General features: G+C 44.5%; 8 protein-coding genes and 1 pseudogene. 5 read left to right on the forward strand and 4 right to left on the reverse strand.

Annotated elements, in window-relative coordinates; translation table 11 throughout:
• Nucleotides 1-271: 271 nt before the first annotated feature.
• The 3 genes from DYADSP32_RS08980 to DYADSP32_RS08990 all read right to left on the reverse strand — a co-directional run bounded on the left by DYADSP32_RS08980 (nucleotide 272) and on the right by DYADSP32_RS08990 (nucleotide 4520).
• Entirely contained in the window at nucleotides 272-1921 is a 1650-nt protein-coding gene (locus DYADSP32_RS08980; protein WP_149243038.1) for an ATP-dependent helicase, read from the reverse strand.
• The gene (locus tag DYADSP32_RS08985) at nucleotides 1918-3855 is read right to left on the reverse strand and encodes an AAA family ATPase (protein ID WP_149243037.1); all 1938 of its coding nucleotides are present in this window, start codon (nucleotides 3853-3855) and stop codon (nucleotides 1918-1920) included. The genes DYADSP32_RS08980 and DYADSP32_RS08985 overlap by 4 nt, the downstream gene beginning before the upstream one ends.
• A 62-nt stretch (nucleotides 3856-3917) precedes the next feature.
• On the reverse strand, nucleotides 3918-4520 hold the full coding sequence (locus DYADSP32_RS08990) for a recombinase family protein (protein ID WP_149243036.1): 603 nt from the start codon (nucleotides 4518-4520) through the stop codon (nucleotides 3918-3920).
• Between the two features lie 349 nt (nucleotides 4521-4869).
• Here DYADSP32_RS08990 and DYADSP32_RS08995 point away from each other — a divergent pair, with 349 nt between their 5' ends.
• The 4 genes from DYADSP32_RS08995 to DYADSP32_RS09010 are packed head-to-tail and all read left to right on the forward strand — an operon-like array spanning nucleotide 4870 to nucleotide 10867.
• Nucleotides 4870-6309, forward strand: coding sequence for an ABC transporter permease (locus tag DYADSP32_RS08995; RefSeq protein ID WP_149243035.1), 1440 nt, complete (start codon nucleotides 4870-4872; stop codon nucleotides 6307-6309).
• Nucleotides 6306-7697: an ABC transporter permease gene (locus DYADSP32_RS09000; protein WP_149243034.1), complete on the forward strand. Its 1392-nt coding sequence runs from the start codon at nucleotides 6306-6308 to the stop codon at nucleotides 7695-7697. The genes DYADSP32_RS08995 and DYADSP32_RS09000 overlap by 4 nt, the downstream gene beginning before the upstream one ends.
• Nucleotides 7690-8385 (forward strand): ATP-binding cassette domain-containing protein, encoded by a 696-nt coding sequence (locus tag DYADSP32_RS09005; RefSeq protein WP_149243033.1) that lies wholly within the window; start codon nucleotides 7690-7692, stop codon nucleotides 8383-8385. The genes DYADSP32_RS09000 and DYADSP32_RS09005 overlap by 8 nt, the downstream gene beginning before the upstream one ends.
• Before the next feature lie 28 nt (nucleotides 8386-8413).
• Nucleotides 8414-10867: a TonB-dependent siderophore receptor gene (locus DYADSP32_RS09010; protein WP_149243032.1), complete on the forward strand. Its 2454-nt coding sequence runs from the start codon at nucleotides 8414-8416 to the stop codon at nucleotides 10865-10867.
• A gap of 23 nt (nucleotides 10868-10890) precedes the next feature.
• On the opposite strand, the pseudogene DYADSP32_RS09015 reads toward DYADSP32_RS09010, so the two are convergent.
• Nucleotides 10891-11154: pseudogene (locus DYADSP32_RS09015) on the reverse strand (outer membrane beta-barrel protein); the annotation flags it as partial.
• Nucleotides 11155-11776: 622 nt separating this feature from the next.
• Between DYADSP32_RS09015 and DYADSP32_RS09020 the strand changes: the two are divergent.
• Entirely contained in the window at nucleotides 11777-14110 is a 2334-nt protein-coding gene (locus tag DYADSP32_RS09020) for a TonB-dependent receptor (RefSeq protein WP_149243030.1), read from the forward strand.
• The last annotated feature ends 35 nt before the right edge of the window (nucleotides 14111-14145 follow it).

Genomic DNA, 14145 nt, shown 5'->3' on the forward strand with positions numbered 1-14145 from the left:
ACCCCTCCTTCCCTTCAAAACCCCCACTTTTTCCATAATATACTAAATTAGGATTAACAAGGCGCCATCTTAGTCAGTCTCCAAAAACTTTGGTGTTTAAAAGAAGCGAAAAAAACTCTAATAGTTTATAAAAAATGCGGATTTTGGATGCTCTATGTCTCCGATGGCAGATAATTAGATGGAATATCTATATCTTCAATCAACTATTACTTCTATCAACTTGCTTTCGATAAAGTAAATACCCAAGCCGTTGATTCTGGTGTGAGAAAGTTCATTTTAGAATATTTTTTACATACCCTAAAAATTCATTGTGTATGGTCCGCTCTTGCTTCCAACGCCCTGTTGACCCACACGGTTGCTGGCGGGAATTAGAATTAGTCAAAATAAGAATCTCTTTGGCTCTAGATATTCCAACGAAGAAGGCTGAACGTTCTTCATCAATTTTACCCCAAAACATCTCCTGTTCAACTCCAAGCAGAATCACGCAATCAAATTCCAGTCCTTTGCTTTTGTGGACAGTCATTATTCGGACGCCATTTTTATCTGAAAAATGTTTCAAGGCAGTTAAAGGATCCGGATTTCGTTCGGATAACTCGGTCAACTTATGGTAGGTTTGATTAATTATCTCATCCATGCGCGCACCCTGTTGATAGTCAACTGAGAGACCAGTAAGAACTTCCTTTCCTACCATTGAAATGAATTGCCGGGATAAATTCAGCAGTGCCTTAATTGTCAATGGCTTTGTCAAATTATTCCGCGTATTATCTATGAAGCGATGCCATCTAGCGCGTTCAATATACGCGAGATCTTCATCTATACCCGTCGAAATTAGGAGATTCATTAGTCTACCATAAGCATCTGCTTCACCTTGCCCTATTACAACACACAAAAAATCAACAATAAGCTGAGCAACAGGCTCACTACTTAAATCTTGCATACTCTGCTCATGACGAAACGGAATCTTTCTTAGCTGAAATACGGAAGTGAGCATTTGAGTATATAAATCTGGCTGTCGGGATACGAGCACAGCGATTTCTGAAGCGAACATCCCATTGGAGATTAGGTTATCAATTCGATCCGCGATAGTCTTAGCTTCTTCTTGGCAATTAGTTGATTGAATAACCTCTATTATACCTCCGTGCCCAACAAGATCAGATTCGGGGGAAGCAGCTGATGGATCCATAATTTTAATCATTGAATTTTGTAGTCGACGCAAAATAGGTTTCGCACGAAAATTCTGATATAGATTAAGAGAGGTTGCCCCAAAGTCATCCGCAAACTTCTGAAAAATACCCTCAAGAGCTCCCGCCCAGCCCATTATACGTTGTTTTGTATCTCCCACGGCTGTAATCGGAATGCCTGAACCGTGAAAGGCCTCTTTGATCAACTGATATTGTAAATTCGTACAGTCCTGAAATTCATCCAGAAAGACATATCCATATGTCTGACGAACTGCGTTACGGGCAACCTCGCTTTTTTTTAGAATTTGTATTGCCAACGGTACTAAATCATCAAATCTAATCTGTTGTTTTTCAACGCGGTTAGTTCCAATGGAGTAATCTGAATCCAGTCCATCTGTACCTGTCAGCACTGGCCGGAAAAGATCAATCAGTCTTTTAGCAAAAGCGTGAAATGTATGGCTATCAAGTCGAACGGAAAGTTCCGGTCCGCAGCGACGCCGAACTCTGTCCTTAAGATTACTGGCAGCGTCTACCTTAAATGCGATTGCCAGAATTCGTTGGGGATATCTGCAAGAACCGGTTCGAAGAAGAAAGTCGGCACGTTGCGCAAGCATTTCCGTTTTTCCGGCGCCAGGACCTGCCGTCAATGCCAGGCACCGATTAATCTCTTTTGCGGCGATTAATGCATTTGGCTCGAGTTGTAAATTGTCAGCTGGATGCCATCGATCAGGTATAATCATTCAGGTAGGCTATTAAGTTTTTCCTTTACCTGTGCAAGGAGCCGAACATACACTTCAGGCATTCCCTCTTTCAATTCGATTGGACTGAGTTTAGAAAGAGCGTCCAAGTGAGTAGCCGGCTTACTGCCAAGTTTAAAGAGATCATAGTACGGATCGAAATACAATAGTTCTTTATCCTCATACTGGTGCACATCACCGTGGCTATTACCGAGCACTTTCTTGATTACCTCTTCATCAGGCTCTTCCAATTCATCATCTTCCAATCCATAAGCCTCGGAGAAGCATTGTAGCATTGCAAAGTCTATATCTAATGGTGATGAAAAAAAGACCCCAGCTTTTTCAAGCCAATTCAGCCAGTCAATACCAAGCTTAGACTCCAAAACTAGGTCCGCTCCATTCCATTTAGGAAGACCACTTAAATGACTCGCATTCAGAGAACTTTTTGTGGTGGGGAACTTCAATAATTGTTGAATCGCATATTTGACTCGTCCCCACCCGCCTTGATGGCGCGACAGATCAAGATCTAGTAAAGTTATTTGCGGAATGCCTAGTCCGTTAAGCAACCGCCAGAAGTGGTTTACGTGCCTCCCACCAAGTGGAACAACCGAGATGGACACTTCATCAGCTTGTAAACCTCCAACTTCAAGTAATTTGGGGATGACAATCTCCTCACTATCACCTTCACCCAAAATTACTAGGCGTGAAAAATAAAGTTCTGGATAGGCTTGAACAGCTTCACGCACAAATTTGTATGCTTCATCAGTCTTCTCAGGCATTAGTATTGACATGACAAATGTATTTCGATTAATGTCTAGCCGGAGATAGCGAATTTGTTCAGGTGCTACCCGTTTAAGTAACGAAGGTGCATGCGTTGCAATGACCGCCTGTGCATCTACTTTATTTGAAAAGGACGTTAATTCTTTTATTACACGCCCAAGATAATGTGGTGACAAGCTGTTTTCTGGTTCTTCCATAGCGACAAGTGTGAAAACAGCAGGTCGAAGTTTATCAACGTCAAAAGCTTCGGTCTTATTGGCCAGCACATCACTACCGATGCTTTGTAGTGCTAAGACAAGAGATAAATATAAGAGGGACTGCTGTCCATCACTAAGGCGTGAAAAATCCACTAATGGTATTCCGTGCGCCGGGGTAAAACTAACAGTCAAGTGACGGAGAAGGTTTTCAATTTCATTCCTATCAAAGCCCAGAGTCGGGTTAGCATAATAAGTCCCTTTGTGCAGTCTCTGCCAGCTAGATCCTAATTTTTCGCCAATCCCGAGAACTCCAATATTACTGGCGACTGCTTGGGTAATTTTACTCGTTAATTCTACCACCGACTGGCGTTCATTTTTCCAATCCGCGGCGCGTAGTGCTCTCCCAAGAAGTGAATTTGCTGCATACGATATATGATCACCGGGATCTCGCTTTGCTGGTATATAATGCACCTGAATTGCATTGCGACCAAATTTAGGAACCGGAACAGTTTTAACTGGATTACCCTTCCTATCGGCCTGAATCACATAAACGAATGATTCCTCAATTTCACCACTCTCGTCCATATTTGCAGCCAGACGAAAACGTATCTTAGGAAGATCATCACTACTTTCCATTTGCATGTGTGCAAAATGAACAGGTATCGTAGCATACTTTTCATTAGCTTTTTTTAATTCAGGAAATTCAAATGTCGCCTCGATCCAAAGAGCATAAGCATCATTCTCCCCATCGGGGTGATTAGCAATTGATATATTGAAATCAGTTTGTCTAATACGCCTTAGCGATTGATCGTAGCTAAATAACCGAGTCAGAGCCTGAAGGACAGCTGTTTTACCTGATCCGTTTGGGCCTAGCAAGAAAGTCATCTCTTCAAATTTGATCGTCGTCGCTTTCAATCCAAAAGATTGAAAGCCACTAATTTGCAATTGTGTTAATATCATTGACAAACAAACTTACTTTAAAATCTGCCCTTATTGGAATTCTTCACTTTCCATCATTTTTTTCAATTATCAATTTTATCAACCTCTCTAAGCCGTACCCAACCTTCAATTTCAATTCCCTCATGCCTTAGGTAATTATAAAGCGTTGCTTTACTACCAATTTTCAATTGTTCACAAATCTGAATTGTGGTATATTTCTTGCTTTGATATAAGGTCGCTGCCAAGCCTGCAAGCTCCTTCGATTTTTTAGTCAACCCTTTTGGCCTACCTCCTACTCTACCGCGGGCGCGTGCAGCTTCCATCCCCGCCAAAGTACGCTCCATCAAAACCTCTCTCTCATTCTCAGCAAATACTGAACTCAGCATATACCAGAGCCTACCCATTTTGGTGAAAGTGTCAATACCCTCTGAAATACTCCGGAAGTCCACCCCCATTTCTTTCAATTCTACCATGAGCTTGATCAGCTCATAAGTTGTTCGACCCAGGCGATCAATTCTCCAAACAACAATGACATCCCCTTTTCTAAGCTCCGAAATCATCCTTATATATTCAGGTCTCTGTGTCGAAGCTCCTGATATCTTTTCATGATAAATTTTCTTGCAACCTGCTTTCTTGAGGGAATCAAATTGCAGGTCCTGGTTCTGTTCGGTCTTCGAAACCCGTATGTATCAATCACCATTCGAAATAGTACAGTTTAACGTGCCAGTTCGAAATATACAGTAATTTGTTTTGATGTACTACTAATCTGTAATTTGAAAGTACCGAAATTAGCCATTTTAAGAACCAAATGGAGAGAGAAATCGATGAATCATAGAGTACAGAAATACCACCGAATATCTAAACAGACCAAAGCGGTTACATAATCCCCATTTGGTAACCGAATCCCGCCGCAAATTTATCTTGCAACCATGATGCAACAAAAGAGTAATCTATCTAAATTGCAACGCGGTTGCATTTAGCATACTGCACCGAGAATCTGGTGCAGTACTTGCGATAGACGAATACATATAAACAATGCATTTCAAATTCATTACCATCATTGCCCGCCAGGAGTGGGCTTCCATTTTCCGTAGTAAGATCCCTCTTGGACTCTTTTCCGTATTGCTGATTGTTTCCTTACTCGCCACTTTTACCGGCTGGCAGTATGTAAGCAAGTTCAACCATCAGCAAAAAAACGCGCATCAGCAGGTGCACGACCAATGGATGAGCCAGCCCAACAGGCACCCGCACCGCGTCGCCCATTACGGTTACATGGTTTTCCGTGAAAAATCGCCACTTAGCTTTTTTGATTTTGGCTTGGACAGCTACGTGGGCAATTCCGTGTTTCTGGAAGCACACCGGCAAAACACGGTTAACATGAGCGAAGCAGGCTTTTCCAATGGAATGCTGCGGTTTGGCGAGCTCAGCATGGCCATGGTGCTACAACTGCTCGTGCCACTGTTTATCATTTTTATTGGCTTTCAGACCGTTGCCGGGCTCAAACAGAATGGTGTGCTCAAAATACTGCTTTGCCAAAAGGCGTCCTACCTGGATATTCTGGTCGGCAAAACGGCCGGGCTAACAGCTGTCGTCTGGGCATCGTTTCTACCCTTACTACTGGTTAGCCTGATCGCTGGCAACCTGCTTATCACGGGTGAAATCAGTGGAGAAACCTTATTGCGCCTTGCGTTGCTGACATTTTTGTACGCGCTCTATTTTCTGATCATTACGATACTGGTAGTCGCTGTATCGGCAGTAAGCAAATCTTCCAAAAATGCATTGATGGTCCTCGTGCTGATCTGGATGCTGTTCTTCATTGTCATTCCCAAAACTGCCCAGACGCTCGGCGGCAGTCTATATGAAGCTCCGGACAAAATCGCTTTTGAGCAGGCTATTGAGCAAGATGTGAGCAAACAGGGTGACAGCCATAATCCCGACGATCCCTACTTCGCGGGTTTGAAAGCCAATACATTAAAAAAATATGGCGTCGATTCCATTTCAGCTTTGCCTGTCAACTACGGCGCCCTGGTGATGCAGGAAGGTGAAAACATATCGTCCAACATCTTCAACAAACATTTTGATCGGCTGATCAGCATTTACAAATCGCAAAACGCTATATCCTCGGTACTGGGCTTTATCGACCCGTATATGGCGATCCGAAACATCTCCATGAACCTTTCAGGTACCGACTTTGATAGTTTCACAGCATTTCAAAAACAGACCGAAAAATACCGTTTTGAGAAAACTAAAAGGCTCAATGAGATCCATTTGACCCAGATCAAATATCAGAATGATAGCAAGCAAAAGGTTAGCGCTAAAAACTGGCAGGAGCAACGTGACTTTGCCTTCCAGCCTTTAACCATCAACCAAAACCTGACTGCCGGCGGTTTGAGTCTGACTGCGCTGCTTGCGTGGGTTTTAGCGGGATTTGGCGCATTGACCTATGTTTCCTCCAAACGAGCTTACCAATTATGAAAATAAATATGAAAGTCCTATTGCTGGAAATCAAAAATTTCCTACTGGGAAAAACCGTGCTGATCGGGGCGATTAGCCTGCTGCTTTTTGGTTTGTACAGCTTTTACCATGGTAACCAGGTAATCGGCCGACAGCAGAAAATCATAGCATCAGTGCCTGGCGTGCAGAAACACCATTTGCAAGAAATTGTTGAACACGGAACAGGAAAAATGGTCGGCACTACAGCCTATTATCCTTTCTTTTACACGACCAACCCTGCATCGCCCTGGGCAAAATTCTCGATCGGGCAACGGGATGTGAACCCCTTCACATTGAAGGTGAAAATGCTAGCTATTGAGGGCCAGCTCTATGATTCGGAGCTCACCAACCCGCTCACCCTACTGGTTGGCAACCTGGATGCATCCTTTGTTTTCATATTCCTTTTCCCACTGTTGATCATTGCATTTACTTATAATGTGCTTTCCGAAGAACAGGAAAATGGTGTCTGGAAAATCGTCCGGACTACCAGTGATAGCATCGGTGCCGCCATTGCCGGTAAACTGCTGGTTCGTTTGGCAGTAATTCTGGTAACGACGTTGCTGGTCTTTTTAGCAGCAGTCATTGCGTTGAAGCTCCCATTCTCGCAGCCCACGTTTCAGCTGCTGCTCGTGGTGTTACTTTATGTGCTGTTCTGGTTTACGGTTTCAGTTCTAATCATTGCTTTCGGCAAAAGTTCTTCATTCAATGCAACTACGCTGGTGTGCATCTGGATCTTTTTGGCTATCCTTTTTCCGGGTGTGGCCAATATTGCTGTCAACAACAGCATACCCGTGCCCGAAGCAGCTGAAACGGCCATCCGCCAGCGGGAAGGGTATCACGCCAAATGGGATCAGCCTAAAAAGCCTACGATGGAAAAGTTCTATGCTGTGTATCCACAGTACCGCAAATACCCAATACCGGAAGACAAGTACTCTCCGGGCTGGTATTATGCCATGCAGTTTTCAGGAGATCTGGAATCTACTAACTCTTCGGAAAAGCTTTTTGAAAAGTTAACGCTAAGACAAACGCTTTCAGAGCGCATTGCCAGCTTCAATCCTGTGATTGCGGCGCAGCAGTCATTGAACAAAGTCGCCAATACAGACCTTAGCAGCCACATCCGTTACCTGCAATCGGTAAAAGCTCACCACCGGCAGATCCGGGAGTACTTCTACCCTTTCATTTTTGAAGACACGCCCACTGAAAGCATCAACTGGGCTGGATACCCGGCTTATCGGCCTAACCAATACATGCAAGAACCCGTCAGGGGCGGGATGATTGCGATCCTGATCTGGGCAGCAGGTTCATTAATAGCTGCCCTGATCTTGTTCAAAAGAAATTTCATAAAAATAAAAGACATTCAAAATGCTTGAAGCTAAAAACCTTACCAAACGCTATAGCAGCCATACCGCCTTAAATAAGCTGAACCTGAACATTCAGCCAGGTGAAATTTTTGCACTGCTGGGCCAAAACGGTGCCGGAAAAACTACGACCATCAATCTGTTTTTAGGTTTCATTGAGCCCACCGAAGGTAGCGCGTCCATTAATGGAATCTCGGTTGCTGAAAATCCCCAGGAGATTAAAAAGTACCTGGCCTATATACCTGAGACGGTGATACTCTACCCGAACCTGACAGGGATGGAAAACCTGGAATACTTCTCTTCACTGGCTGGTTTTGATTATTCAAAGAAGGAGCTGGGCGGACTGCTTACAACGGCCGGCCTGCAAGCCCAGGCCTTTGATCAAAGACTGGCCGGGTATTCAAAGGGAATGCGGCAAAAAGTAGGTATCGCCATCGCGGTCGCTAAAAAAGCAAAAGTGCTGCTCCTTGATGAGCCCACCAGCGGACTTGATCCCAAAGCATCCAATGAATTTTCTCAGATCATCAAGACACTGGCGGCAAATGGAACAGCGATCCTGATGGCAACCCATGATATTTTCAGGGCCAAAGAGGTGGCCAGCCGGATCGGGATTATGAAGGAGGGCAATCTCGAATCTGTGATTGATGCCAGCATGATTTCGGCCAACGAGCTTGAAAGTCTTTACTTAAAAACTGTTTAAACCTAATTATGCCCATCCCAAGCTTACTATGACCAGGATCTTTATCTTCTTTCTATTACTGATGGCGCTTCATGTTAGCGCCCAAAACACCATCTCTGGCTTGGTTTCCGATGGGTCCACGGGAGCCAAAATTGCTGGTGCCAGCGTGACACTAACCGGATCAGCCGCAGGAACCCTTACCGACTCAACGGGCAGCTTTTTGCTGGAAGGCAAGGGTAGCATTCAAGTCAGCGCAGTAGGCTACAAACCGCTGCGATTAGTAGCTGGGGAGCAATTTTTAAAAATCGAGCTGGTCCCCCAGGCAAATCAGCTGCAAACCGTGGAAGTGACGGGACGCGTGGCCAAAGATTACAATAGTGACTACTCTTTTTCTGCAACCCGGATCTCGGCGTTAAATAAAGACATTCCCCAGTCTATCACTTCCATTACCAAGGAGCTGATCGCAGACCGGCAGGCATTCAACCTGGCCGATGCCGTCAAAATTGCCAGTGGGGTGATTCCATCCAGTTTCTACAACCAGTATTCGATCCGGGGTATCAGCCAGAACGAGGAAGGGCAGATCATCAATGGGATGCGCACCCGGCAGTATTATTTTTTGCAGCCGTTGACGGCCAATATTGAGCGTGTGGAAGTAATTAAAGGGCCGGCAAGTGCGACATTTTCATCCGTAGATCCCGGCGGCAGCATAAACCTGGTTACCAAAAAGCCGCTGGCCAATGCGCGTAAGGAAGCCAGTCTAAGCGCGGGTAGTTTCAGCACATTTCGTGGGACATTGGATTTTACCGGCCCGCTCAACGAGTCTAAAACACTGCTTTACCGCGTGAATGGCGCTTATCAGCAAGCTCGCTCGTTCCGGGACATGGTTGGTAGTAAAGCGCTGTTGCTCTCTCCTTCTCTGAGCTACATACCCAACGAGAAGACTGCTATTAATGCAGAATTGATTTATAGTAACATGAGCGGCACCCTGGACCGGGGCCAACCTATCTTCGGGGCGGTTGCCGGTGAAACTGCACTTAACAGTACACCCACCAGCCTGAACCTGGGTGCACCCAACGATTTTTTCAACTCAAAGGAATTGGTCATCATGACGACCCTGGCGCACCAGTTGACTTCGCAGATCAGCTTCAACGCATCCTACATGAAGCAGTCCTGGACAGAGGATTTGCAGGAACACCGCACAACCAATGCCTTTGCCCCGGACATTACGAATCAGCCAGTTACAAGTCTTGCAGCAATGCAATTTGTGCAGCGTCAGCAGTATTGGAACATCGACAATTTGAATGCGTATTTCAGCTTCAACTTTAACACGGGAAAGCTAAACCACAAACTACTGGCAGGCTATGATCTGAGCAGCTGGCATAAGCTCAAAGGCGGCGGGCAAAACGCAGCAAGAGGTTTTTTATTGAAAGACGGCTCTGTGGCAAGTTCGTTTGTGCTTGCCAATGCGGCCAATTATCAGACAATTACGGTAGGTGGCAAAACGCTTCCAAGACCCAACGTAAATCATTTTGATCTTCAAAATCCATTGTACACCATCCGCAACGTGCAAGATTACAACCTGAACGTAAGGACAGCACTTCCAGCTGCGCTGACTACGACAAATGCGGTTTATATCCAGGAGCAACTCCGAATGGGAAAACTGACTGTGCTGCTGAGTTTACGCAATGAATGGTTTGAGGATATTACCAACTACAAAGCGCCCAATACGTTGACTGTACACAAAAACGCGCTGCTTCCCAGGGTCGGTTTGACTTATGCGATCAACAAGGCCATCAATGTGTACGGGACCTACCTGGAAGGTTTTCAGCCGCAATCCAACACAGTCACCTTGATGCCGCAGACAGGCACATTGCCAGCCGGTAGTCAGTTTGACCCTTTAAGAAGCAACCTGAAAGAATTGGGGCTAAAAACGGATCTATTTCAAAATCATCTACGTTTAAACGTGGCTTTTTACGAGATCATCCAGAAAAATATACTCATGAACGCGAATGATCCTGTGAACCCCGACCGGCTCGTAACGCGGGGACAGGAGCGCAGCCGCGGGATCGAGTGGGATTTGGCTGGATACATTACGCCCGAGTGGCAGGTGAATGCCTCGTACAGTTTCATCGACGCAGAGATCACCCGTGACCAGGACGAAAGCCTGGTCGGTGCACGGAAGCAAAACACACCAAAGCATAGCGCTAACCTTTGGACGCGCTATAATTTTAACGGTTCATCATTTTTGAAAGATCTGGGGATCGGGATTGCCGTGCAGCACCAGGGAAGTAAAGTGCCCTGGTTTACGCGCAGCTTTGAAGTACCGGCATTCACCATTTTTGATGCAGCCCTGTATTACACGCCGGCCATAAGCAATATCCAGCTAGCGCTTAACGCTGGTAATCTATTTGACAAAACATATTGGCTGGGGGCACAGAACTATCTTCGCCTGTTTCCCGGTGCGCCACGTAATGTGACGCTGACATTAAGCTTCAAATTTTAGGATTACAGTGCTGTGAGCTGCATTTACCAGAATGCAAATAAGGAAACGGAAGTGAGTATATCAAAACGCTGCATCTTGCTAAAATTAGCGCTCTGGCTTATAATGGCGTTAGTGCCGGTTTCAACCTCCATCTTTCGTGAGATGTAAACAGTGTGCCTGCCATAACTGACAGTCACCACATACTTATCTTTGAAAGTGTAACCGGAAGAAAATAGCCAGCCCATTTCTGGCTTTAAATATGGATTGCCTGAATAAAAAAAGTACTGATCGCTGTACCATCTCCGGGGTTCAAACTTGCATAGGTCTGGCGATCAATGCACCTAATGGCGGATAAGCTGATTTTATTTTCCTTACCAATCTCATGGTCCATTGACGCATCTTACCGACAAGCCTTACATGTAGTATTCCCGACAGCCGAAATCGTTCATTTATTTGATCAGCTGCTGCTCGGAACAATCCAAGAAATTAAAAAGAAATATTTTATAAGATTGAAGGTTAACTAGATCATTATGATTCAGAAAAGGTTAGGGCTCCCTGATATCAACCTAATCTATTTAACTTACTAGCGGTTGCAAATAATGATTCCCATTTCGGGTACAGCTCCAAAATATTCTTGCATCATAGTTGCAAAAATATATTTATATACTAACTTGCAACAAAGTTGCATCAAAGTCCTTGAGTAAGAAAAGCCTATCCCAATCACTGAACCTCAGTCAAATTATTAGGGATTGCCACGCCAAGTTGTAAAGACTCCAACAAACCATTATCTGAGTAGGAACTGGGGGGCTTACTATGTAGTGAGCCAGGCATATTGCAACAATATTGAACATATAGCAAACTCGCTTTGAATACATAGATTTTAAAATAAATCAAGCACGGACAGTCATAGTCTTCTAAACACTCTCAATCATGAAAAAAAACCTTTACATTCTTTTTCTTTTTCTAGTTTTCAATAAAGCGTATGCACAGAACACAGGATCTATAGGTGGTCAGATTCTTGATCACCTAGGTCAGGAATTACCGGGTATAAATATTTCACTTGTAAATACAAGCTTGCAAACCGCCACCAATTCTTCCGGGAATTTTATTTTGAAAAATATTCCTGACGGCAGCTATACACTCCAGGCTTCGGGGGTAGGACTGTCAGCTCAAAAACAAAATCTAATTGTTTCGGGAAAACCGGTAATTGTTCTTTTACGTCTGAATCCATCTGACAATACTTTGCAGGAAGTATTGATAAGCACTGGAAGATCTGTAACAAACAGTTCCAGCTCACTTACCAGAACGAACACTTTAATAAGAGATCTTCCACAAAGTGTTCAGGTTGTAGAACGTAATACGATTGAGGAACAGCAGCTCTTTACGGTTGATCAGGCATTAAGGAATGTCGCAGGAGTAAACATGTCTGCATCGGGATCAATCAGCATGCGAGGTTTTGAAACCAATGCAAACCAGTTTCTAACAAATGGCATGAAGGGAAGCCCTTATCCCGAAGGGGTGATTCCCCTGCTGGGAAACATCGAACGCATTGAAGTATTACACGGAGCGTCAGCTATTCTGTACGGACAGGGCGCGCTGGGCGGTACAGTCAATCTGGTTACCAAGCAGCCAAAGAAACAATCTGTTGTAAACGCTTCGGTCAGTGGCGGAACTTTTGATCTTTACCGCGCAAAGGGTGATCTGACAGGTAGCATCAATAAAAGTAAATCCTTATATTTTCTGGCAGGGGCTGCGTATCAGAATGGCGGTAGGTTTACCAAAAATTTTGACAATGAAAACCTTCAGCTCTATGGTTCCCTGAAGTGGGAATTGGGTCCGAAGACTTCCTGGCAGATCAACGGGAACTACACCCGCGACCGATCAACCAGTAACTGGCAGCCGACAATTCCCGTCTACAGCGACGACCCGCGTTTGTTCAGCCTGCCTGAAAACTTTACAACAGACAGAGAAGATTCGGGATACAAAGGAAATTCATATCAGCTCCAATCAGTCTTTACCCACGATTTTAACAGCAACTGGACAGGCAATTTGCTGTTTGGATACAGCCGTAGCAGTGCGGATATTAAGCAATATGGAGTATGGAGTATTGATCCGCAAACCAATGAAGTCGGCGGATCCTTTACCAGACAAAAACTCACCTCGCCTACAACAACGATAAACCCTTACATGAACGGAACGTTCTATGTAGGAAAAATCAAGAATAAGATCGCTACCGGTATCGATGTAACATTAAGACGAAGCAAGTATCCTAATGGCATACAACAATACGCAGCCACTTCTCTAAATGTCTTAAGACCCGATTACGCTCCATTCAATTATTCGGATGCCGAAGTATGGCTGGACACCAGAAATGAACTATTTACCTACAATACTGTTGCCGGTTATCTGCAGGATCAGATCGAATTCACCTCAAAGTTAAAGGCATTGATCGGTCTGCGTTACAATAACTACTTTATGCGTTATCTTGCCATTAATGACAGTGACGGATCAGCATTATACGATGAAAAACCTTCCCGTACCGAGTCTTTCACGCCCAGGGCTGGTATCGTATTTCAGCCGGTAGAATCAACAAGTCTATACTTTGATTACAACCGTGGTTTTATCCCTCAGTATAGCAACGAACGAAGGTTCGGAGGCCCTTTTGACCCGGAAACCTCTCACCAGTTTGAAGCTGGCATTAAAGGTGACTACCTAAAAAACCGGTTGCATCCAACCCTTTCAATTTACCAGATTGACAAGAAAAATGTACTGACCTATTATGAAGACGAATCACTTCCGGATGGGTATGGCTACCTCCCATTGCAGCAGGTCAGAAGTAAAGGAATTGAATTAGGACTGACCGGAAATATCACAGATAACCTTTTCATTATTGCCAATTACAGCCATAACGACACACGGATTACCAAAAGCAACGAACCAACAGATCTGGGGACCACTTTTCGCAATGTGCCTTACCACCTGGCTAACGGCTGGCTTTCTTACAATGCTACCAAATCGGCTCTCAAAGGCTTGAATCTGGGATTTGGGGTAAATTACGTAGGACAACGCAAGGCTTCCTACGGATCTCTTCCATCCTATACAACCCTGGATGCGGTGATTGGCTACAAGTATAAAAATTACGGGATACAGGTTAATGGCAATAATCTTGGAGGCAAGGTCTATGCGGTAAGTGGAAATTACTCTGATTACGCACCAGGTATGCCCAGAAATTTCCTGGTCACACTGTCTGCCTCTTTCAAATAATAATCTCCCCTGCTTGTAAAGCAGTCTGAACGCGC

The organism is Dyadobacter sp. 32, assembly GCF_902506755.1.
Taxonomy (GTDB): Bacteria; Bacteroidota; Bacteroidia; order Cytophagales; family Spirosomataceae; genus Dyadobacter.

Excerpts from the sequence above, each read along its gene's own strand:
- DYADSP32_RS09005 (WP_149243033.1), top strand. The coding sequence starts at position 7,690 with ATGCTTGAAGCTAAAAACCTTACCAAACGCTATAGCAGCCATACCGCC.
- DYADSP32_RS09010 (WP_149243032.1), top strand. The coding sequence starts at position 8,414 with ATGACCAGGATCTTTATCTTCTTTCTATTACTGATGGCGCTTCATGTT.
- DYADSP32_RS08980 (WP_149243038.1), bottom strand. The coding sequence starts at position 1,921 with ATGATTATACCTGATCGATGGCATCCAGCTGACAATTTACAACTCGAG.
- DYADSP32_RS08995 (WP_149243035.1), top strand. The coding sequence starts at position 4,870 with ATGCATTTCAAATTCATTACCATCATTGCCCGCCAGGAGTGGGCTTCC.
- DYADSP32_RS08985 (WP_149243037.1), bottom strand. The coding sequence starts at position 3,855 with ATGATATTAACACAATTGCAAATTAGTGGCTTTCAATCTTTTGGATTG.
- DYADSP32_RS09000 (WP_149243034.1), top strand. The coding sequence starts at position 6,306 with ATGAAAATAAATATGAAAGTCCTATTGCTGGAAATCAAAAATTTCCTA.
- DYADSP32_RS09020 (WP_149243030.1), top strand. The coding sequence starts at position 11,777 with ATGAAAAAAAACCTTTACATTCTTTTTCTTTTTCTAGTTTTCAATAAA.